General features: G+C 61.2%; 21 protein-coding genes. All 21 read left to right on the forward strand.

The features are described from left to right. Positions 1-7: 7 nt before the first annotated feature. The 21 genes from rfbF (at position 8) to fliS (ending at position 21,715) form a co-directional block, all read left to right on the forward strand. Positions 8-781, forward strand: a complete 774-nt coding sequence (gene rfbF, locus EIY71_RS15680) for a glucose-1-phosphate cytidylyltransferase (RefSeq protein ID WP_007958332.1) — start codon at positions 8-10, stop codon at positions 779-781. Beyond that, positions 763-1,845, forward strand: a complete 1,083-nt coding sequence (rfbG, locus tag EIY71_RS15685) for a CDP-glucose 4,6-dehydratase (RefSeq protein WP_134022244.1) — start codon at positions 763-765, stop codon at positions 1,843-1,845. Before rfbF ends, rfbG begins: the two co-directional genes overlap by 19 nt. Then, a complete protein-coding gene (gene rfbC, locus EIY71_RS15690) occupies positions 1,842-2,402 on the forward strand; it encodes a dTDP-4-dehydrorhamnose 3,5-epimerase (protein ID WP_007958330.1) in 561 nt (186 codons plus the stop codon). The genes rfbG and rfbC overlap by 4 nt, the downstream gene beginning before the upstream one ends. After that, entirely contained in the window at positions 2,399-3,625 is a 1,227-nt protein-coding gene (locus EIY71_RS15695) for a class I SAM-dependent methyltransferase (protein ID WP_127797282.1), read from the forward strand. The genes rfbC and EIY71_RS15695 overlap by 4 nt, the downstream gene beginning before the upstream one ends. Continuing rightward, positions 3,622-4,473: an NAD(P)-dependent oxidoreductase gene (locus EIY71_RS15700; protein ID WP_134022246.1), complete on the forward strand. Its 852-nt coding sequence runs from the start codon at positions 3,622-3,624 to the stop codon at positions 4,471-4,473. Before EIY71_RS15695 ends, EIY71_RS15700 begins: the two co-directional genes overlap by 4 nt. Further along, the gene (locus tag EIY71_RS15705; protein WP_085747125.1) at positions 4,470-5,543 is read left to right on the forward strand and encodes a class I SAM-dependent methyltransferase; all 1,074 of its coding nucleotides are present in this window, start codon (positions 4,470-4,472) and stop codon (positions 5,541-5,543) included. The genes EIY71_RS15700 and EIY71_RS15705 overlap by 4 nt, the downstream gene beginning before the upstream one ends. A gap of 17 nt (positions 5,544-5,560) precedes the next feature. Then, the gene (locus tag EIY71_RS15710; protein WP_007958324.1) at positions 5,561-6,298 is read left to right on the forward strand and encodes a cephalosporin hydroxylase family protein; all 738 of its coding nucleotides are present in this window, start codon (positions 5,561-5,563) and stop codon (positions 6,296-6,298) included. A gap of 55 nt (positions 6,299-6,353) precedes the next feature. Next, the gene (locus tag EIY71_RS15715; protein WP_134022248.1) at positions 6,354-9,269 is read left to right on the forward strand and encodes a TIGR00180 family glycosyltransferase; all 2,916 of its coding nucleotides are present in this window, start codon (positions 6,354-6,356) and stop codon (positions 9,267-9,269) included. Between the two features lie 30 nt (positions 9,270-9,299). Then, a complete protein-coding gene (gene pseB / locus EIY71_RS15720) occupies positions 9,300-10,301 on the forward strand; it encodes a UDP-N-acetylglucosamine 4,6-dehydratase (inverting) (RefSeq protein ID WP_007958320.1) in 1,002 nt (333 codons plus the stop codon). Continuing rightward, positions 10,298-11,455 carry a UDP-4-amino-4,6-dideoxy-N-acetyl-beta-L-altrosamine transaminase gene (gene pseC, locus EIY71_RS15725; protein ID WP_134022250.1) on the forward strand — a complete coding sequence of 386 codons (1,158 nt, stop codon included), beginning with the start codon at positions 10,298-10,300 and terminating at the stop codon, positions 11,453-11,455. The genes pseB and pseC overlap by 4 nt, the downstream gene beginning before the upstream one ends. Before the next feature lie 30 nt (positions 11,456-11,485). Beyond that, positions 11,486-12,106 (forward strand): pseudaminic acid biosynthesis-associated methylase, encoded by a 621-nt coding sequence (locus EIY71_RS15730; protein ID WP_102686037.1) that lies wholly within the window; start codon positions 11,486-11,488, stop codon positions 12,104-12,106. Further along, on the forward strand, positions 12,103-12,798 hold the full coding sequence (gene pseF / locus EIY71_RS15735; RefSeq protein ID WP_134022251.1) for a pseudaminic acid cytidylyltransferase: 696 nt from the start codon (positions 12,103-12,105) through the stop codon (positions 12,796-12,798). The genes EIY71_RS15730 and pseF overlap by 4 nt, the downstream gene beginning before the upstream one ends. Beyond that, entirely contained in the window at positions 12,795-14,297 is a 1,503-nt protein-coding gene (gene pseG, locus EIY71_RS15740; protein ID WP_134022253.1) for a UDP-2,4-diacetamido-2,4,6-trideoxy-beta-L-altropyranose hydrolase, read from the forward strand. Before pseF ends, pseG begins: the two co-directional genes overlap by 4 nt. After that, on the forward strand, positions 14,294-15,346 hold the full coding sequence (gene pseI, locus EIY71_RS15745; protein ID WP_134022255.1) for a pseudaminic acid synthase: 1,053 nt from the start codon (positions 14,294-14,296) through the stop codon (positions 15,344-15,346). Before pseG ends, pseI begins: the two co-directional genes overlap by 4 nt. A gap of 226 nt (positions 15,347-15,572) precedes the next feature. Further along, positions 15,573-16,499, forward strand: a complete 927-nt coding sequence (locus EIY71_RS15750; protein ID WP_085611535.1) for a ketoacyl-ACP synthase III — start codon at positions 15,573-15,575, stop codon at positions 16,497-16,499. Between the two features lie 86 nt (positions 16,500-16,585). Further along, complete coding sequence (locus EIY71_RS15755) at positions 16,586-17,878, forward strand: motility associated factor glycosyltransferase family protein (RefSeq protein WP_134022257.1); 1,293 nt, start codon at positions 16,586-16,588, stop codon at positions 17,876-17,878. Beyond that, positions 17,875-18,141 carry a hypothetical protein gene (locus tag EIY71_RS15760; RefSeq protein ID WP_085747116.1) on the forward strand — a complete coding sequence of 89 codons (267 nt, stop codon included), beginning with the start codon at positions 17,875-17,877 and terminating at the stop codon, positions 18,139-18,141. Before EIY71_RS15755 ends, EIY71_RS15760 begins: the two co-directional genes overlap by 4 nt. Positions 18,142-18,384: 243 nt before the next feature. Beyond that, positions 18,385-19,236 carry a flagellin domain-containing protein gene (locus EIY71_RS15765; protein WP_007920059.1) on the forward strand — a complete coding sequence of 284 codons (852 nt, stop codon included), beginning with the start codon at positions 18,385-18,387 and terminating at the stop codon, positions 19,234-19,236. A 71-nt stretch (positions 19,237-19,307) separates the two neighbouring features. Continuing rightward, complete coding sequence (locus tag EIY71_RS15770; protein WP_085605774.1) at positions 19,308-19,664, forward strand: flagellar protein FlaG; 357 nt, start codon at positions 19,308-19,310, stop codon at positions 19,662-19,664. An 80-nt stretch (positions 19,665-19,744) separates the two neighbouring features. Continuing rightward, positions 19,745-21,187, forward strand: a complete 1,443-nt coding sequence (gene fliD, locus EIY71_RS15775; protein ID WP_085747114.1) for a flagellar filament capping protein FliD — start codon at positions 19,745-19,747, stop codon at positions 21,185-21,187. 129 nt (positions 21,188-21,316) lie between these two features. Further along, positions 21,317-21,715 (forward strand): flagellar export chaperone FliS, encoded by a 399-nt coding sequence (gene fliS, locus EIY71_RS15780; protein WP_007958302.1) that lies wholly within the window; start codon positions 21,317-21,319, stop codon positions 21,713-21,715. Positions 21,716-21,724 lie beyond the last annotated feature (9 nt).

Genomic DNA, 21,724 nt, shown 5'->3' on the forward strand with positions numbered 1-21,724 from the left:
GGAGACGATGAAGGCAGTTATTTTGGCGGGTGGCCTCGGCACGCGCATCAGTGAAGAGTCGCACCTCAAGCCCAAGCCAATGATCGAGATCGGCGGCAAGCCAATTCTCTGGCACATCATGAAGCAGTATTCCGCCCACGGAATCCACGACTTCGTGATCTGCCTCGGCTACAAGGGCTACGCGATCAAGGACTTCTTCGCCAACTACTTCCTGCACACCTCCGACGTCACGTTCGACATGCGCAACAACCGCATGGACGTTCACCAGAACTACAGCGAGCCGTGGAGCGTCACCCTGATCGACACCGGCGAGGAAACCATGACCGGTGGCCGTCTGCTGCGTGCCGGCCGTTACCTCAAGGATGAAGAGGCGTTCTGCTTCACCTACGGCGACGGCGTCTCCGACATCAACATTGCGCAGCTGGTCGACTACCACAAGGGCCACGGCCGTCTGGCGACCGTCACCGCCGTGCAGCCGCCGGGCCGCTACGGCGCCCTCGAGCGCCATGGCGATCAGGTCCTCGGCTTCACCGAAAAACCGCGCGGCGACGGCGGCTGGATCAATGGCGGCTTCTTCGTGCTGTCGCCAAAAGTGCTGTCGTATATCGCTGGCGACGAAACCACCTGGGAAGCGGAGCCATTGGCTCGCCTGGCCCAGGACGAACAACTGAAAGCCTTCGAGCACGAAGGCTTCTGGCATCCGATGGACACCCTGCGCGACAAGAACCATCTCGAAGCACTGTGGCAGAGCGGGGAGGCCCCATGGAAGCAATGGGCCTGAGTCCTGAGTTCTGGCGCGGCAAGCGGGTTCTGGTCACCGGGCACACCGGTTTCAAGGGCAGCTGGCTGACCCTGTGGCTGCAAAGCCTCGGTGCGCAAGTCAGCGGTTTTTCCCTCGACCCGTCGACCGAGCCGAGCCTGTTCGAACTGGCGCGCGTGAGCGAAGGCATCAACGATCAGCGCGGCGATCTGCGTGACCTCGGCGCCTTGCTCGAGATCATCGCCGACAGCGAGCCGGAGATCGTCCTGCATCTGGCGGCCCAGCCGCTGGTGCGTGAGGGTTATCGTGATCCGCTCGGCACTTATTCGAGCAACGTCATGGGCACCCTCAACCTGCTCGAAGCGATTCGCCAGGTCGGTTGCGTGCGGGCCTGCGTGCTGGTGACCACCGACAAGGTCTACGCCAACAAGGAATGGCTGTGGCCGTACCGCGAGGACGAAGCCCTCGGTGGCCATGACCCTTACAGCAGCAGCAAGGCGTGCTGCGAGTTGCTGGCGCAGTCTTATGCGGCATCGTTCTTCCCGGCCGAGAAGTACGCCGAGCACGGTCTGGCCCTGGCCACCGCGCGGGCCGGCAATGTGTTGGGCGGCGGCGACTTCGCCCCTGAACGGTTGATTCCCGACGTGCTCAAGGCGTGGACGGCAGACGAGCCGGTGACCTTGCGTTACCCGCAAGCCGTGCGCCCGTGGCAGCACGCGCTGGAGCCGCTGGCCGGCTACCTGCAATTGGCCGCCGGCCTCTATGAAGACGGCCCGGAATATGCTGGCGCGTGGAACTTCGGCCCGGGTGAGGCGGACATGTGCAGCGTCGGCGAAGTGGTCGAACTGCTCGCCAACCGCTGGCCTCAGGCCCGTGGCCTGCGCCTCGAAAAGAGTGACCTGCACGAAGCCGGTCTGCTGCGCCTGGACAGCAGCCGCGCCCGTCAGGTGCTGGGCTGGCAACCGCGCTGGACGTTGCAGCAATGCCTGACCCAGACCCTCGACTGGCATCTGGCGTGGCAGAACGGCGACGACATGCGCACCGTGACCCTCGGCCAACTGAATCTTTACCGGGGCGCGCTGTGAGCGAGTTTTCCTTGAAACCGTTGCCGCTGGCCGGGTTGTTCAGCGTCCAGCACAAACGCTTCGAAGATCAGCGCGGGCACTTCGCCCGACTGTTCTGCGAAGGCAGTCTGAAGGCGTTCGGCAGTGAATTTCACATCCGCCAGATCAACCATTCCTGCACACGCGAGAAGGGCAGCGTGCGCGGTCTGCATTACCAGAACGCCAATGCGCCGGAAGCCAAGCTGATCACCTGCCTGCGCGGTGAAGTGTGGGACGTGGCGGTGGACCTGCGCCCGGACTCGGAAACCTTCCTGCACTGGCACGCCGAGCACCTGAAGGCCGGTGACGGACGCAGCCTGCTGATTCCGGCCGGTTTCGCTCACGGTTTCCAGACCCTCACCGAAGACGCCGAACTGCTTTACCTGCACAGCGCCGATTACGCGCCGGAGCACGAGGGCGGCCTGTCGGTGAACGATCCACGGCTGGCGATTGCCTGGCCGTTGCCTGTCAATAATTTGTCAGCGCGTGATTCCAGCCATCCCGCGCTCGATCAACACTTTGCTGGAGTGCGTCTATGAACTGCCGTGGGTGCGCCGCACCGCTGAGCCTGCCGCTGATCGACCTCGGCACCTCGCCACCGTCCAACGCCTATGTGCATGCCGATCGGCTGGAGCAGGCCGAACAATGGGTGCCGCTGAAGGTCGCCGTGTGCCAGCAATGCTGGCTGGTCCAGACCGAGGATTACACCTCCGCCGACAGCCTGTTCGATGCCGAGTACGCCTACTTCAGTTCGTTCTCCAGCACCTGGCTGGCGCATGCCGAGCGTTACGTGGCCGAGATGGTCGAGCGCTTCGGCCTGACCGCCGACAGCCGCGTGGTGGAGGTCGCTGCCAACGACGGTTACCTGCTGCAGTACGTGGCCGGTCGCGGCATTCAGTGCCTGGGCGTCGAGCCGACCCGTAGCACCGCGCAGGCGGCACGGGAAAAAGGCCTGGAGATCCGTGAACTGTTCTTCGGTCGCGACACCGCCGCACAGCTGAAAAGCGAAGGCTGGGCCGCCGACCTGATGGCTGCCAACAACGTGCTCGCTCACGTGCCGGACATCAATGATTTCCTCGGCGGTTTCGCCACGCTGCTCAAGCCGACCGGCGTCGCCACCTTCGAATTCCCGCAACTGCTGACGCTGATGGCCGGCGCGCAGTTCGACACGCTTTATCACGAACACTATTCCTACCTGTCCCTGACTGCCGTGCAGACGCTGTGTGAACGCAACGGTCTGGAAGTGTTCGACGTCAGCCAGCTGACCACCCATGGCGGATCGCTGCGGGTGTTCGTCCAGCGCAAGGACGGCGAACGCCGCGCCGTGCAGCCGGCCGTGCAACAGCAGTTGCAGGCCGAGCTCGACGCCGGGGTGAAAACCGCCGAGTACTACGCGACGCTGGCGCCTGCCGCCGAACGCATCAAGCATGATCTGCTGCGTTTTCTGTTGCAGGCCAAGGCCGACGGCAAGCGTGTGGTCGGTTACGGCGCTGCTGCCAAGGGCAACACCTTGCTCAACTACGCCGGGGTCAAACCGGATCTGCTGGCCTGGGTCGCCGATGCCAACCCGCACAAGCAGGGCAAGTTTCTGCCGGGCAGCCGCATCCCGATTGTCGCGCCGGCGCAGATCGATATCGAGAAGCCGGATTACGTGCTGGTGCTGCCGTGGAACCTGCTGCACGAAGTCAGTCAGCAACTGGCCCAGGTGCGTCAGTGGGACGGTCGCTTCGTGATCGCCGTGCCTGAGTTGAGCGTGCTGTGAAGGTTTTGGTCACTGGCGCTACCGGCTTCGTCGGTCGCCATCTGGTCGCAGCGTTGCTGGCCCGTGGCTGCACGGTGCGGGCGGTTGCGCGCGACGCGCAGAAAGCCGCGGACATGCCTTGGATCAAGGACGTCGAGTTCGTGAGCGCGGATATTCACGCGGCGGATCTGGATATCGGCGCGCTGACCGAGGGTGTCGATGCACTCGCGCACCTGGCCTGGCCGGGGTTGCCGAACTATCGGGCGTTGTTCCATTTCGAGCACAACCTGATGGCCGACTATCGCTTCATCAAAGGCGCGGTAGAGGCGGGCGTGAAGCTGGTGCTGGTGACCGGCACCTGTTTCGAGTACGGCATGCAGAGCGGCCCGTTGAGCGAACAGAACGACGCGCAGCCGGCCAATCCTTACGGTCTGGCCAAACACACGCTGCACCTGTTTTTGCAACATCTGCAGCAGGAGCATCCGTTCACCCTGCAATGGGCACGGCTGTTCTACCTGCACGGCGCCGGGCAGAACCCCAACAGTCTGTTGGCCGCGCTGGACCGGGCGATCGATGCCGGCGATGCGACGTTCAACATGTCGGCGGGTGAGCAGCTGCGCGATTTTCTGCCGATTGAAACCGCTGCCGCTCATCTCGCCGCGATCCTGCACAAGCGCGATTTCGACGGCACGATCAACTGCGCCAGCGGCCAGCCGGTTTCGGTGCGGGCGCTGGTCGAACAGCGCGTGCAAGAGCGCGGCGCGACCATTGGCCTGAACCTCGGCCACTATCCGTATCCGACCCACGAGCCGCTGGCGTTCTGGGCGGTGACCGAGCGCTTGCAACAGTTATTGGGAGAGCCGCAATGAGGCACGAGTTGTATCGGGTCACCGACCTGCCGGTGCTGCAGAACCGCACCTTTGCCGATCCCGAATCGGCGAAGGCCTCGGCCCGCGCCGACATGTTGCTGGTGCAGGATGAGCGCAGCGGTCTGATCTTCAATGCGGCGTTCGACGCCGACAAGCTCAGCTACGACGCCGACTACCAGAACGAGCAGGCGCATTCCGGCCAGTTCCAGAAGCACTTGAGCGATGTCGAAGGCATCATTGCCCGGCACTTCAAGGGGCAGGAACTGATCGAAGTCGGCTGCGGAAAAGGCTATTTCCTCGAGTTGCTCAAAGGTTTGGGCTACCGCATCACCGGCATCGACCCGGCCTACGAAGGCGAGAACGCCGACGTGATCAAGGCCCCGTTCACCCGAGGCCTGGGCCTGGAGGCGGACGCCATCGTGCTGCGTCATGTGCTGGAGCACATTCAAGATCCGCTGGGTTTTCTGGCGGTGATCGCCGAAGCCAATCAGGGTGGCGGGCAGATCTACATCGAAGTGCCGTGCTTCGACTGGATCCTCGAACACCGCGCCTGGTTCGATCTGTTCTACGAGCACGTCAATTACTTCCGCCTCGATGATCTGCGCCGGATGTTCGGCACCGTGCACGAGGCCGGTCACCTGTTTGGTGGCCAATACCTGTACATCGTCGCTGACCTCGCCACGTTGCGCCTGACCCCGGAACAACCGGTGCCACGCCTGGCCTTGCCGGACGATTTCACCGCCAGCCTCGAGCGCGCGGTGCAGATCATCCAGGGCGCGCCCGAGCAGGGTTCGGCGATCTGGGGCGCCTCGTCCAAAGGCGTGATCTATTCGCTGTTCCTGCAACGCGCCGGCGTGGCGGTGGATCGCGTGGTGGATATCAACCCGGCCAAGCAGGGGCGTTACCTGCCCCTGAGTGGCGCCCGGGTGTCCTCGCCGCAAGAGGCGATGGACGCCTTGCCCGAGGGCGCCAACCTGTTTGTGATGAATTCCAATTACCTCGAAGAGATCAAGCGGATGACCGGTGGACGTTACGTCTATCACGCCGTCGACAGCGCTTCGTTCCAGTGACCCTTGAGATTTTGAAAATGACCGACAACAGCATCAACAAAGCCTTCGAAGCCGAATGCCGCGAGCAGATCGCCCAGCAGGGTGACGACCAGAAACTGACGGGCCTGGCCCGTGATTTCTTCAACGAATCGGCCAAGCATAAGTACAGCTACCACTTCTCGTGGATGGGCCGTCCGATCATCCAGCTGCCGCAAGACATGATGGCCATGCAGGAAATCATCTGGCAGGTGAAGCCGGATCTGGTCATCGAGTGCGGCATCGCCCACGGTGGTTCGATCATCTACTACGCCTCCCTGCTGGAACTGCAAGGTCACGGTGAAGTGCTGGGCATCGATCTGGACATTCGTCCGCACAACCGCGAAGCCATCGAAAGCCACCCGATGAGCAAACGCATCAAGATGATCGAAGGTTCGAGCATCGACCCGGCCATCGCTGCCCAGGTGCGCGCGGCGGCTGAAGGCAAGAAAGTCATTCTGGTGCTCGATTCCAACCACACCCACGACCACGTGCTCGAAGAGCTGCGCCTCTACGCGCCACTGGTTTCGGTCGACAGCTACTGCGTGGTGATGGACACCGTGGTTGAAGACATGCCGGCCGATTTCTTCCCGGATCGTCCATGGGGCCCGGGCGACAACCCGAAGACTGCCGTGTGGAAATACCTGGAAGAGAACAAGGATTTCGAGATCGATGTGCAGCTGCAGAACAAGCTGCTGATCACCGTGGCGCCGGACGGCTATCTGCGTCGCGTTCGTTAATTCGCAACATCACCAAAGCGTTGTCTCGGCGAGTCGCCGGTTGTGGAGAGAAGTTATGCAAGGCAAGTTCGGTTCTGAATTGACGCTACCGCTCAACGAGCTGTTGACCGTGGTGCTGATTACGCACAATCGTCCGGCGTTCCTGCGTCGGGCGGTGAAGTATTACAGCAGCTTGCCCTGCAAAATCATGGTGCTGGACTCCACGATCGAGCGGCCCGAGGGGGATTTTTCCGCCGTTGATTATCACCACGTGCCGCAGTTTGCCTACTGGGGCATGCAGGCCAAGCTGGCTTACGGTGTCGAGCGACTGACCACGCCGTACATGGTGCTGGCAGCCGATGACGACTTCATCCTGCACGATTCGCTGGCCGAGTCCGTGAGCTTCCTGCACGCGAACCAGGACTATGGCATGTGCCACGGCTATTGCCTGATGTACCTGACGCTGACCAACGGCGTGAACTACTACCGTCGGGACAAGAAGGTTCAGGAAGACTACGCGTCGGAGCGGGCTCAGGATCGGGTTATCGATTACATGAGTCAGTACATCCCGCCGTTCTATGCGGTGACGCGTACCGACCTGATGAAAACCTGGCATTCGGCATTGCCGGCCGGCACCAATTTTCAATGGCAGGAAATCGGCCACGTGTATTTCCTGCTGGCCAGTGCCAAGGCACGGATTCTGCCGATTCCCTATGTGGTCCGCGAGATCAACTACGGCGTCTCCGAGCACAACACCGATGTGTTCCATTCGCTGACCTACGTCGATAGCAAATCGGTCGCCGAGCGAGAGGCCTTTGCCGAGTTCCTCACCTCGTTGCCTTGCGCTATCGAAGGGCTGGACGCCACGCAGGCCAAAGCGTTTGCGCTGGAAAGTTTCGACGCGATGGCCGAGAGCCTGCGCAGCGGTCGTGCACTGACCGCGGAACTGATTTTCGAATCGGTCTGGAGTCAGGAAAAGAAGGTGCCGGATCGTCGTTTCGGGCCGCTGCAGTACGTCGAAATGCCGTTCTACAACCAGGCGTTTTTCGACCGTCTGGAACAGTTCGAATTCATGCTTCACGCCATGCCGGCCGGTCGCATTCAGCTGGAAGGGCTGGAGGGCGTATGGACGCGTCAGGCGCACTTGCTGCAGGCGCGCAATAACGACACGGCAGAAAGCGTGACTGACCGGTTGTGGCAGGCGCACGACCTCAATGCGTTCAACCAGACGGTCGTCAAACGCCTGTCGACGCAACTGCAGGCGTCGGATGAGGACGAAGCGGCGCATGCCATGAACGACTGGATCGCTCGCCTCGAGGCGTTTGCGGACGATGACCAGCAGGCCATGTTCGACAAAACGAAGTCCGGTCGCCTGCTCAAGTGGCTGGCTGCCCGCGAGCCGTCCGCCGAACAATCGCAGGCGATTGCCCGTCACCTGGCGGTCAACGGCGGCGGCCCGCAGTTCGGTATTTTCCTGCTGGACCTGGATAACGACATCGACAAGTTGCAGGTCTCGCTCGACAGCCTGCTTGAGGGCCACTGCAAAGCGTTCAGGATTGTCGTGTTCACCACCGGTGAAGCGCCGAGCGCGACCACCGCGCAGAACACCCTGCACTTTGTCCGCGTGACCCAGAGCAACTTTGTCGACAAGCTCAATCAGAGTGCCCAGCAGTCGCCTTGCGACTGGCTGCTGCTGGCACAGGCCGGCGATCAGTTCACCGCCAGCGGCTTGTTGCGCGCCAGCCTGGAACTGATGGACGCGGCCCAGATACGTGCAGTCGCCACCGACGAGATCCAGCGCCAGGAGAGCGGCGCGCTGGTTGACGTGTTCCGCCCGGGTATCAATCTTGATCTGCTGCAAAGCGTGCCGTCGCTGATGGCGCGTCACTGGCTGGTTCGTCGCGACGTCCTGCTGGATGCGGGTGGCTATCAGGCCGACTTCAACAAGGCGCTGGAACTGGACTTACTGCTGCGCATCATCGAGCAGGGTGGTCTGGACGGTCTGGCACACCTTGACGAACCCTTGCTGATCACTCAGGCAGTGGCCCCGGAAGAGAATGCCCACGAGCGTCAGGCCTTGCTGCGCCATCTGGGTAATCGTGGCTACAAGGCCAAGGTCAACTCGACCCTGCCGGGTACCTGGCAGATTGATTATCGTCATGCCGAGCAGCCGCTGGTGTCGATCGTTGTGCCGGTCATCGATGATGTGCGTGCGTTGCAGCGCTGCCTGGAAAGCGTGGTGCTCAAGACCCGCTACAGCCGCTTTGAGGTCCTGGTGGCGGCCAATCCGAATACGTCCGCCGAGGTCAACGATTGGCTGGGCTCCCTGCAGCACGCCAAGGTGCGCGTGCTGCGTGCCGATCAGCCGTTGTGTGACTCAGCGCTGTGCAACGCCGCCAGCGAGCAGGCGCAAGGCGATTATCTGGTGCTGTTGGCGGCGGACAGTGAGGTGGTCAACCCGAACTGGATCGACTTGCTGCTCAACCACGCACTGCGGCCGGAGGTGGGCATCGTCGGTGGCAAACTGGTGAGCCGCGACGGCAAGGTTGCTCAGGCCGGCTTGATCCTCGGTCTCAACGATGGCGTCGGTTCGCCGTTCATCGGCGAGAAGCACAGCGCCGAGGGTTACATGCAGCGCCTGGCCGTCGAGCAGAATTACTCGGCCGTGTCCAAGGTCTGCCTGATGATCGGCAAAGAGCTGTTCAATGCGCTGGGCGGTCTCGATGAAGTGACGTTCGCTGACGGCTTCAGCGATGTCGACCTGTGCCTGAAGGCGGGTCAGGCCGGCTATCTCAATGTGTGGACGCCACTGGTGCAGGTGCTGCACACCGGCGAGCTGCCGCAGGCACCGCAAGCCCTGGCGGCCTTGCGTGAAAAATGGAGCACGGCCTTTGCGCAGGATCCGGCCTACAACGCCAACCTGGCGCTGAACGGCAAAGGCTTTACCCTGGGCGAAAATACCTCGATCAACTGGGCACAGTTGCTCGCTTGAGCCTGCCGGGCAGGGAACAGGAATCAGAACATGTTCAACGGTAAGTCGATTTTCATCTCCGGCGGCACCGGCTCGTTCGGGCGCAAGTTTATCGCGCGCCTGCTCGAGCAATACCAGCCCAAGCGCGTGGTGGTGTTCTCCCGGGATGAGCTCAAGCAATACGAAATGCAGCAGACGTTCAACGCGCCGTGCATGCGTTACTTCCTCGGTGACGTGCGCGACGCCGATCGTCTGCGCCAGGCCATGCGTGGCATCGATTACGTGGTGCATGCCGCGGCGTTGAAGCAGGTGCCGGCGGCGGAATACAACCCGACCGAATGCATCCGCACCAACGTCAACGGCGCGGAAAACATCATCGCCGCTGCCATCGACAACGGCGTGAAGAAAGTCGTCGCGCTGTCCACCGACAAGGCCGCGAGCCCGATCAACCTGTACGGTGCCACCAAGTTGCTGTCGGACAAGTTGTTCGTCGCGGCCAACAATATCGCCGGCGAACAGCAGACGCGTTTTGCCGTGGTGCGCTACGGCAACGTGGCTGGTTCGCGCGGGTCAGTGGTGCCGTTCTTCAGCAAGCTCATCGCCGACGGCGCGACAGAGCTGCCGATCACCGATGAGCGCATGACCCGGTTCTGGATCACCCTCGATCACGGCGTGCAATTCGTGCTCGACAGCTTTGCGCGGATGCACGGCGGCGAAGTGTTCGTGCCGAAGATCCCGTCGATTCGCGTGGTCGATCTCGCGCGTGGCATGGCCGAGCATCTGCCGCACAAGAACGTCGGCATCCGTCCGGGCGAGAAACTGCACGAGCTGATGGTGCCGCTGGACGATGCGCGGATGACCCTGGAATTTGCCGATCACTACACCATCCAGCCGTCGATTCGCTTCACCAGCGTCGATGTGGATTTTGCCGAGGACAAACTCGGTGAGCGTGGCGTACCGGTTGGCGAAGACTTCGAGTACCGCTCCGACACCAACCCGCACTTCCTCTCGGTGGGGCAGATCGCCGAGCTGCACGCGAAGCTCTCGGTATGATTCCCTACGGTCGGCAAAGCCTCGACCAGGCGGACATCGACGCGGTCGTCGAGGTGTTGCAGTCCGACTGGTTGACCCAGGGCCCGACTATCGAGCGCTTCGAGCAGGCGATGGCCGAGCGTTGTCAGGCCGACTTCGCCGTGGCGGTGTGCAACGCCACGGCGGCGCTGCACATTGCCTGTCTCGCGGCGGGGCTCGGCGCGGGCGACCGCTTGTGGACCACGCCGAACACCTTTCTCGCGTCGGCCAATTGCGGCCGTTACTGCGGCGCCGACGTTGATTTCGTGGACATCGATCCGCTGACCTGGAACCTCGACGCTGAAGTTCTGGCGAGCAAACTCGATGCTGCCGAACGCGACGGCACGCTGCCCAAAGTGCTGGTGGCGGTGGCGTTCTCCGGGCAGAGCTGCGACATGCGGCGAATTGCCGAACTGGCCGAGCGCTACAACTTCATGGTGATCGAAGACGCTTCCCATGCGGTCGGCGCAAGCTATGCCGGGCGTCCGGTGGGCTGCGGTGAATTTGCCGCGATGACCGTGTTCAGCTTCCACCCGGTGAAGATCATCACCAGTGGCGAAGGCGGCATGGTGCTGACCAATCGCCCGGAAATGGCCGAGCGCCTGCAACGCCTGCGCAGCCACGGCATGACCCGCGATCCGCAGCAGATGACCGAGCCCAGCCACGGCCCGTGGTACTACCAGCAGGTCGAGCTGGGGTTCAATTACCGGATCACCGATCTGCAAGCCGCGCTGGGCCTGTCGCAATTGAGCAAGCTGGACGAATTCATTGCCCGTCGACGGGAGCTGGCCGCGCGTTACGACCGCTTGCTGGCGTACTTGCCGGTGACTGTGCCGAGCCTCCAGCCGGAGGCCGAATCGGCCTGGCATCTTTATGTGGTGCGTTTGCAGACCGAGCGCATCAGCCTCAGTCACCGTCAGGTGTTCGAAGGCTTGCGTGCCGCCGGCATCGGCGTGAACCTGCACTACATTCCGGTGCATCTGCAGCCGTACTATCGTGACCTGGGTTTTGCCGAAGGTGACTTCCCCGAAGCCGAGCGTTATTACGCCGAAGCGATCAGCCTGCCGCTGTTTCCGTTGCTGAGCGATCAGCAGCAGGACTATGTGGTCGAGCAATTGCGTCGGTTGACTGAATGATTGCCGCTGCGGCGGTGGATGGAAACGGTAATGCGTGATCTGAGCGAGCAGGAACAATTCTGGCAAGGCGAATTCGGCAACCAGTACGTCGATCGCAACGTCGGCCAGCCACTGGTGGCGGCCAATCTGGCGTTGTTCGCCAAGGCGCTGACCCGGGCCGGACGGATCGACAATTTGCTGGAACTGGGCACCAACGCCGGCAACAACTTGCAGGCGTTGCGTCAGTTACTGCCCAGGTGCGAGCTGTTCGGCGTCGAAATCAATGCCAGCGCCTGTGCCCAGGCCCAGGCGCTGGAGATTGCGAACATCTGGCACGGTTCGCTGTTCGACTTTCCCCGCGAGCGCCAATACGACCTGACCCTGAGCAAAGGCGTGCTGATCCATCTGGCGCCGGAACTACTGGCGACGGCGTATGCGCAGTTGTATGCGTTGAGTTCGCGCTACATCCTGATCGCCGAGTACTACAATCCGTCGCCGGTGGAAGTGTCCTATCGCGGCAACAGTGGAAAACTGTTCAAACGCGATTTTGCCGGGGAAATGCTTGACCGTTATCCTGATCTGCAACTGCTGGATTACGGCTTCGGGTATCGCCGCGACCCGCAATTCCCGGTCGACGACATCACTTGGTTCCTGCTGGAAAAACGTCCTTGAACAACGTCGCAATCATCCCGGCCCGTGGGGGCAGCAAGCGCATCCCGCGCAAGAATCTCAAGCCGTTCGACGGTGTGCCGATGATTGTCCGTTCGATACGCACGGCCCTCGATTCAGGGTTGTTCGAGCAGGTGATGGTCAGCACCGACGACGCAGAGATCGCGGACGTGGCGCGTGCCAACGGTGCTCAGGTGCCGTTCATGCGTCCGGCGGAGCTGGCCGATGATTTCACCGGCACCGCGGCGGTGATCGCGCATGCCTTGCAGCAACTGCCGGCCTTCGATTATGCCTGCTGTGTGTACGCCACGGCGCCGCTGTTGCAGGCGCGGTTTCTGCGTCAGGGCCTGGAGTTGCTGGCGCAGCATCCGGACAAGTCCTTTGCTTTTTCAGTCACTGATTTCGGCTTTCCGGTGCAGCGCGCCCTGACCCTGGACGGGAAGGGCGCGCTGACGGCGTTGTACCCCGAGTTTCGCAATACCCGTTCGCAGGATCTGCCGGCTGCCTTTCAGGATGCCGGCCAGTTCTATTGGGGCCGCAGCGAGGCGTGGCTGGCTGGCGAAGTGCTGTATTCGCCGGCCAGTCTGCCGGTGATCCTGCCCCGGCATCTGGTGCAGGACATCGATACCGTCGAAGACTGGAAGCGTGCCGAATACCTTTACGCCGCCCTCAAGGCTGGTGGAGAGCTGCAATGAGAGTGCTGATCCGCGCCGACGCCTCGCCGACCATCGGCAGCGGCCACATCGCGCGATGCCTGACACTGGCGCGAGTGCTGCGCACGCAAGGCAGTCATGTCGCGTTCGCCTGTCGTCGTTTGCCGGGGCATCGGCTCGATGCGTTGCAGAGCGAAGGTTTCGAGACCTTCGCGTTGCCGGAGCGCTACGCCGGTGAAGACCCGGAGCAGGCCATCGAATCGATGCTGCCGTGGCAGGCGGATATCGATGCACTGGCGGCGCAGCTGGAAGGGCAGCCCGGGTTTGACTGGGTCATCGCCGACCATTACGGCCTCGACCATCACTGGCAGACCGCGGCCCGTCGCTTCGCGCCACGGATCGCCGCCGTCGACGATCTGGCGACCCGGCGCTACAGCGTGGATCTGCTGCTCAATCAGAACCTCTCGGGCCTCAGCGAAAACTATCAGCCATTGCTGCCGACCGGGTGCCGAACGCTGCTCGGCCCGCGCTTCGCCATGCTGCGCGAAGAATTCAGTGGCCCGGCCATCGAGATCAAACCGGTGGCGCGCCGGGTGCTGGTGAATTTCGGCGGCTTTGATGCGGCACGCCAGACTCATCACGCAATGCTGGCGCTGGCGGATTTTTCCGAGCTGGAAGTGGATTTCGTCGCCGGCGCCGACAACCCGGCCTGGGCAGAGATGCAGGCGTTGGCCGAAACGCGGCCGCACTGGCGGCTGCACAGTTTTGTCAGCGATTTTCATCGGCGCATGACCGAGGCCGACCTGTTTATCGGTGCCGGCGGCGGCACCAGTTGGGAACGCGCGGCCCTGGGCCTGCCGACGATTTGCATTGCGGTGTCGAACAACCAGCAGGCCAACGGCGAGGTGATGGCGGCGGCCGGCGCGCATGTGTTCATGGGCGCGCGGGAGCAGGTCGGCGTCGAGCAACTGCGCGATGCCATCGGCTTTGTCGTGGGCAATTTTTATCTGCGCCAGAGCCTGTCCGAGCGTTCGCGGCATCTGGTCGACGGGCGCGGTGCGCTGCGGGTGGCGGCGGCACTGGCCGGTGCGGTGCTCAAGTTGCGTCTGGCGACGCCGGATGACGCGCAGTTGCTGTTCGAGGGGCGCAATGCAGAGGCGGTGCGCCGCTGGTCACTGGACAGCGGGGCGATTGACTGGACGCAACATTTGAACTGGCTAGGCGCGAGTCTGCGCAATCCTCAGCGGTTGCTGCTGGTGGCCGAGGCGGATGACGGCCCGGTCGGTGTCCTGCGCTACGATTTGCGCGGCTTCGAGGCAGAGGTTTCGCTGTATCTGCTCGAAGGGCGTTTCGGTCTCGGCTGGGGCAGGGCGCTGCTGGCGCAGGGTGAAGTCTTCGTGGCTGGGCACTGGCCGCAGATGAACGCCATTACCGCCCAGGTATTGCCGGCCAATCAGCCCTCGATGAATGTTTTTCGTGACGCCGGGTTTACCCAGAGTGCCTGCGCGTTCACCAAGGTTTTGAAGGAATTCCGTCAATGAGCAGTTTCAATATTGGCAACCGCCGGATCGGTGCCGATGCGCCGCCGTTCATCATCGCGGAAATGAGCGGCAACCATAACCAGTCGCTGGACGTCGCCTTGCAGATTGTCGAAGCGGCGGCCAAGGCCGGTGCCCATGCCTTGAAGCTGCAAACCTACACCGCCGAAACCATGACCCTGGATCTGGCGGAAGGCGAGTTCTTCATCAAGGACCCGAACAGTCTGTGGGCCGGTACCTCGCTCTATGACCTGTATGAAAAGGCCCACACGCCCTGGGAATGGCATGCGCCGATCTTCGCCCGGGCCAAGGAATTGGGCATGCTCGCGTTTTCGACGCCGTTCGACGACAGCGCCGTGGATTTCCTCGAAAGCCTCGATGTGCCGGCCTACAAGATCGCCAGTTTCGAAAACACCGATCTGCCGTTGATTCGCCGTGTCGCAGCGACTGGCAAACCGCTGATCATTTCCACCGGCATGGCCAGCATCGCCGAACTCGACGAAACCGTGCGCGCCGCCCGTGAGGCCGGCTGCAAGGATCTGGTGCTGCTCAAGTGCACCAGCACCTACCCGGCGACGCCGACCAACAGCAACGTGCGCACGATCCCGCATCTGCGTGAGTTGTTCGGTTGTGAGGTTGGGCTGTCAGACCATTCGATGGGTGTTGGCGTATCGGTGGCGGCGGTGGCGCTGGGTGCGACCGTGGTGGAAAAACACTTCACCCTCGACCGTGCGGCCGGTGGCGTGGACGCCAGTTTCTCGCTGGAACCGGCGGAACTGGCCAGTCTGGTGGTCGAGACCGAGCGCGCCTGGCAGGCCATGGGGCAGGTGCATTACGGGGTGACCGAGGCTGAGCAAAAGTCGCTGGTTTACCGCCGGTCGCTGTATGTCACGGCCGATATGGCGGCCGGTGAACTCTTCACTGTGGCTAATGTGCGCGCCATTCGTCCCGGTCTCGGCTTGCCGCCCAAGCACGCCGAAGCCGTCCTCGGGCGCCGTGCGCGCCAGCCGATCAAACGCGGTACGCCGCTGGACTGGTCATTGGTCGAATGACCCGATCTGTCACCGATTCGGCAAAATAGCGTGACCTGCGAGTCATAACGCGCATCTTCACTGTATTGTAATGACCGGGGAGATGGCGCCTGGCCCGTTTTCGGTTCCAGTGATAGCCCTTTGCGCTCCCCGTGGCTGCCCGTTGTGGCGGCCGTTTTCTGTTTGTCGGCGCCCCTCGAATCCTTGCGAGCGGTGGTATTGGGCTGTTTATTATTGGGAAGCCGTAATGATTGGCATAAAAAGCATTGCGAGCTACGTTCCTGTAGCCGGCGTGGACAATTACGCACAAGGTGCAAAATTCGAGAAGGATGAAGAATTCATCCTCGGCAAGATCGGTTCGGCCTTCCTCCCACGCAAAGACGCGGAACAGGAAACCTCCGATCTGTGCGTTGAAGCGGCCAATGCGCTGTTTGCCAACAACCCTGAACTGAAACGTGAATCCATCGATGCGCTGATCGTCGTCACCCAGAACGGTGACGAGGAAGGCCTGCCGCACACCGCGGCCATCGTCCAGGACAAACTCGGCCTGCCGACCAATGTCGCGGCGTTCGATATTTCCCTGGGCTGCTCCGGTTACGTCTACGGCATCTATGCGATCAAAGGCTTCATGGAAGCCGCCGGCCTGAAGAACGGCCTGCTGATCACAGCCGACCCGTATTCGAAGATCGTTGACCCGGAAGATCGCAACACCACCATGCTGTTCGGCGATGCTGCTACCGCCACCTGGATGGGTGAAGATCCGGTCTGGGCGCTGGGCAAGGCCAAGTTCGGCACCGACGGTTCCGGCGCACCGCACCTGAAAGTCACCGATGGTGTGTTTTTCATGAACGGCCGCCAAGTGTTCAACTTCGCGCTGCTCAAGGTGCCGGCGCACCTGCATGAACTGCTCGACGATTCCGGCCTGAAGGCCGATGACATCGATGCCTTCTGCATCCACCAGGGCAGTGCGGCGATTGTCGACGCCGTGGCGCGGCGCTTCGAAGGCGAGCCGGAGAAGTTCATCAAGGACATGGTCGAGACCGGCAACACCGTGTCGTCCAGTGTGCCGCTTCTGCTGGAAAAACACGTGATGGATTCCGACTGGAACCGCATCGCGATCAGTGGTTTCGGTGTCGGTCTGTCGTGGGGTTCGGCGATTATTTATCGTCCTTGAATCCGCTAAGAACGACGGATACAAAAATAGCGTTCAAGGGTTAACCTTGAACGCTATTTTTTTGCCTGAAGGGAGCGCGAGGCGCCATGAGTGAGTTTTTCCAGGCCAATGCTGAAGTCGTCGAGCGACGCTGGCCGGCGCTGTTCGCACGATTGCTGAACGAAGACAGTTCGGCGATTGAGGCCGAACTGACGCAAGGGCTGGGCTCGACGCTGAGCATTGGCGGCATTCAGCTCACCAGCCGGCATGATCGTGTCCGCGAGGCGCAGATTCAGGCCGCCAGCCTACCGGCGGACAAGCCGCAACTGCATGTCTACGGCACCGGCCTCGGGGATTTGCCCGCGGTGCTGCTGGAGCGCGCCGGGCTTGAGCGCTTGTATGTGCACATCCTCAATGGCGCGCTGTTTGCCCTGGTGCTGCAACTGCTCGATCAGCGTGAGTGGCTGCAGGAGCCGCGAGTTGAATTGCTCTACGCCGGCGACCTGCCCGACATCTGCACGCCATTCTTTGCATTGCCTGCCGAAATGCTGCTGGCCGATGACTTCAACGCGAAGATTCGTGATCGACTGGTCAGCGAAGTGCACTTGAGCTTCAACAACCGTGAGTTCGATCCGCAGTCACCGTTCATTCAACAGCGTCTGCAGGACTGCTTGCCGGTATTGCTTGCCGACGATGATGTGGCGGCGCTGTTCGGCACCTGCACCGGTCGGGAGATCTATGTGATCGGCACCGGGCCGACGCTGGAACAGCATTTCGAACGTCTGGCCGCGATCCGCGAGCGGGCCGAGCGTCCGTTGTTCATTTGCGTCGATACCGCCTACCGGCCGCTGCGCGAGCACGGGATCGTGCCCGACTATGTGGTGAGCATCGATCAGCGCATCAGCTTCCGGCATTTGCCTTTCGAGGACTCCGACGGCATCCCGCTGGTGTACCTGCCCATGAGTGATCCCGAGGTGCTGAGGGCCTGGAAGGGCAAGCGTTACGGCGGCTACTCGGCCAGTCCGGTCTATGCGGCATTGCGTGAACAGCACCCGAGGGCGCTGCTGCATGTGGGTGGCAGTGTGATTCACCCGGCCGTGGACCTGGCGGTGAAGATGGGCGCTGCACGCATCACGCTGTTCGGTGCCGATTTTGCTTTCCCGATGAACAAGACCCATGCCGGCTGGAATGACGGTGACCTGGGGCCGTCGGTGAATCAGGCGCGGCACTGGGTGCGTGACGGGTATGGCCAGCGCGTCAGTACCCAGCTCAATTTTCGCGGTTATCTGTGCGTGCTGGAGCGATACATCGCCAGTCAGCCGCAGGTGGCATTTTTCAACAGCAGCCGGGCGGGTGCGCAGATTGCCGGAACAGCGTTCAATCAGGAGTTTGTGCAATGACTGCACTGCAAAGCTGGGTAGACGAATGCCATCAGTGCGCCGGGTTGTTCCGCCTGGGACGTGATGTCGAGGCGGCGTTGACCATGGTCGATGTGTTCGAGGGCGCGCAGCAGTCATTGCTGTCGGCCGGCACGCAGACGCAGCAAGTCTGGGCGCAATTGCTCGCACAAATGCTCGAGTGCCAGGAGCGTCAGGACTGGCTGGGACTTGCCGATTTCATGGAGTACGAGTTGATTCAATTGCTGGAAGAATCGTCCGCCTGAAGAGGAGCGAAGGCGCTGGCCCGCCGGTTTGCGCCACGGACGGTTTTATGACGTCATTTTTTCGAAGGTGAAGTGCTGCTAAGTCTTTGTTTTCTAGGGGGTGGCAGGGTGATGGCAAATTTTTTCAAAAAAGCCCTCAAGCAACCTGCAAACCCGACGATAACTATTACGAAGGTTCTCTAGGCCATACCCGGCGGTTGCCAGGGCCGGAAGCCGCAGTACCCAACCAACGAGGAATTCGTCATGGCTTTAACAGTAAACACCAACACCACGTCGTTGAACGTTCAGAAAAACCTGAACCGCGCTTCCGACGCTCTGTCGACTTCGATGCAGCGCCTGTCTTCCGGCCTGAAAATCAACAGCGCTAAAGACGACGCCGCTGGCCTGCAGATCTCCAACCGTATGTCTTCCCAGATCCGCGGTAACACCCAGGCAATCCAGAACGCCAACGACGGTATCTCCGTTGCCCAGACCGCTGAAGGCGCTCTGCAAGCTACTACCGACATTCTGCAGCGTATGCGTGAACTGGCTGTTAAAGCACGTAACGGTACCAACGGCACTGCTGACCAGACCGCTACCAACGCTGAATTCGCTCAGATGTCCGACGAGATCACCCGTATCTCGGCTTCGACCAACCTGAACGGCAAAAACCTGCTGGACGGTTCGGCTGGTACTGTAACCCTGCAAGTGGGTGCAAACACCGGTTCGGCTAACCACATCGACCTGGTACTGAGCTCCAAGTTCGACGCCGTCAGCCTGTCGGTTGGTAGCGGTACTCTGTCCCTGACCGGTGCTACCGTAACTGGCGCTTCGCAGAACATCGACAACGCGATCACTGCAATCGACGCCGCTATCGCTGCAATCGGTGCAACTCGTGCCAGCCTGGGTGCTTCGCAAAACCGTCTGACCAGCACCATCCAGAACTTGCAGAACATCACCGAGAACACCACTGCTGCACAAGGTCGCGTACAAGATACCGACTTCGCCGCAGAGACTGCTAACCTGACCAAGCAGCAAACCCTGCAACAGGCTTCGACCTCTGTTCTGGCTCAAGCCAACCAACTGCCTTCCGCTGTACTGAAGCTGCTTCAGTAATTTCGGAATGAGTTTTAGCGGGGGAGTGCGCTTGCGTGCTCTCTCGCTTTTTACGTTATGAGGTGATGAGCATGGACATGAGCGTCAAGCTTAACGTGTCTTATCCGGCTCCCAAACCAGCCAATACCGTTACCGACAAGCCGTCGGAAACCAAGCCTCAGACCGTTGATGCTGTTCCTGCCTCGAAAAAGAGCCAGGAAGCAGATGAAACCAAGCTGAAGCTGGCGGTGCAGGAGATCGAGAAGTTCGTTCAGTCGATCAAGCGCAATCTGGAATTTTCGATCGACGAGCATTCCGGCAAGGTCATCGTCAAGGTGATCGCAAGCGAGACGGGCGAGGTCGTACGACAGATCCCCTCCGCAGAAGCCCTGAAGCTGGCAGACAGCCTCGCCAACGCAAGTCACGTGTTGTTCGACGCCAAAGTCTGATAGCTGGCATGAATAGTGTTTGAAGTTCTTTAGGCGCAGGTATTGGTCAAAAGACTGGCAACAACCCAAGGGAGATGCACATGGCAAGTCCAATTTTACCGGGTTCGGGCCTGGGTTCCGGCCTGGACATCGGTGCGATCGTTACTGCGCTGGTCAACGCTGACAAATCGCCGAAGCAGACGCAGATCGATAACCAGACCAAAACCAACACGCTGAAAATTTCCGGTGTGGGTGCTCTGAAGAGCGCGCTGACCACCTTTCAGGCGGCATTGGCCACTCTGGGCAGCAAGACCAATCCCGCATTCGCCGGCTACACGGCGACATCGAGCGTGCCTGGAACGCTGACTGTAACTTCCGATAACACTGCGGTTTCGGGCTCTTACAGCGTTGTCGTGAAAGAACTGGCTACCGGTTCGAAGGTCGCCTCTGCAGCCTTTGCCGGCGGTGCATCCAGTGCCATTCCGAGTGGTACCCTGAAAATCAGTCAGAATGGCACTGATTACAATGTCACCATCCCGGCCAATGCCACCTTGCAGAGCACGCGTGATGCGATCAACAAGGCCCAGGGCAGCAATGGTATTTCCGCCAACATCGTGACCGACGCCACTGGCGCCTCTCGTCTGGTGATTGGTTCGAACAAGACCGGTGCGGGTTCCGATCTCTCTGTCAGCGGTATCGCCGGCCTGGAAATCGATGGCACCAAGGTCATGTCGGCTACGCCGGCGGCAGGTGATTCCGGTTCCGTGGGCGCGCTCGCCAAGGATGCGTCCCTGACCATCGATGGCCTGGCAGTCACCAGCAAGAGCAATACGGTTACCGGTGCGATCAGCGGCATGACCCTGAATCTGGTCGCTGCCAGCGCGACGCCGTCCACGGTTACCGTTGATACCAATACCAAAGGGCTGCAGACGTCGCTTCAGCAGTTCGTCGATGCCTACAATTCGCTCAAGACCACCGTTGACAGCCTGTCCAAGGCCACGCCGGATGAAGACGGCAAGCTGACCGTGCAGGCGGCGTTCACTGGCGATTCCTTGCCGCGTTCGTTGATCGCGAGCATTCGCGCCGAGTTTACCGGCGCGGGCGCGGGTGGCTCGATGGCCTATCTGTCGGAAGTGGGCATCATGACCGACTCCATTACCGGTAACCTGAAGCTCGACACCACTGCCTTCAACAAGGCCATGGCGGCTCCGGGGGCAACGGGTCAGGTACAGCAGTTGTTCAGTGGTACCAATGACACCAACGGTCTGCTGGCGCGCATGAGCAAGGCGGTTGACCCGTATCTCAAGACATCGGCCGACGGCAAGACTCAAGGTCTGCTGGATCAGCGACTGACGATCCTGAATGCCAATAGCCGGACGATTACCGATCAGCAAAAAGCCCTGGATGTCCGTGTGGCCAACCTGACCAAGACGTTGACTGCCAAGTACAACGCCATGGACTTGCTGGTAGGGCAGATGAAGGCGACGGCGAGCAACATTACGTCGTTCTTCAGCTCGCTGAACGCTCAGCAATCCGCGAAGTAACATGCAAAAACGACAAAAACCCGGCTACGCTTTCGAGCGTGCGCCGGGTTTTTGTCTTATGGTCTAAAGTTTTTCGACTCGCTGGCGATACACTGTTCATACGAGTCATTGTGGCAAATGAGGTAGAACATGAATCCGATGTTAGCCCTTCGGCAATACCAGAAAGTAGGTGCGCACGCTCAGACCTCTGAAGCGAGCCCTCATCGCCTGGTGCAAATGCTGATGGAAGGCGGTCTGGACCGTATCGCCCAGGCCAAAGGTGCGATCGAGCGCAAGGACATTCCTGCCAAGTGCACGTCGATCAGCAAGGCCATCGGCATCGTCAGCGGGCTGCGTGAAGGACTGGATCTGGAAAATTCCGCGGATACGCTGGCTGATCTGGACGGTCTTTACATCTACATGATGAAGCGTCTCGCCGAGGCGAACATCAGTAGCGATCCGCGTATTCTTGATGAGGTTGCCGGCTTGCTGAGCACCGTCAAAGAAGGCTGGGATGCGATCGCGCCTGCGCCCGCTCCGCAGTTCTGAGGAGATCAC

This window comes from Pseudomonas sp. CH235, from assembly GCF_004368175.1.
Lineage (GTDB): Bacteria > Pseudomonadota > Gammaproteobacteria > Pseudomonadales > Pseudomonadaceae > Aquipseudomonas > Aquipseudomonas paraglycinae.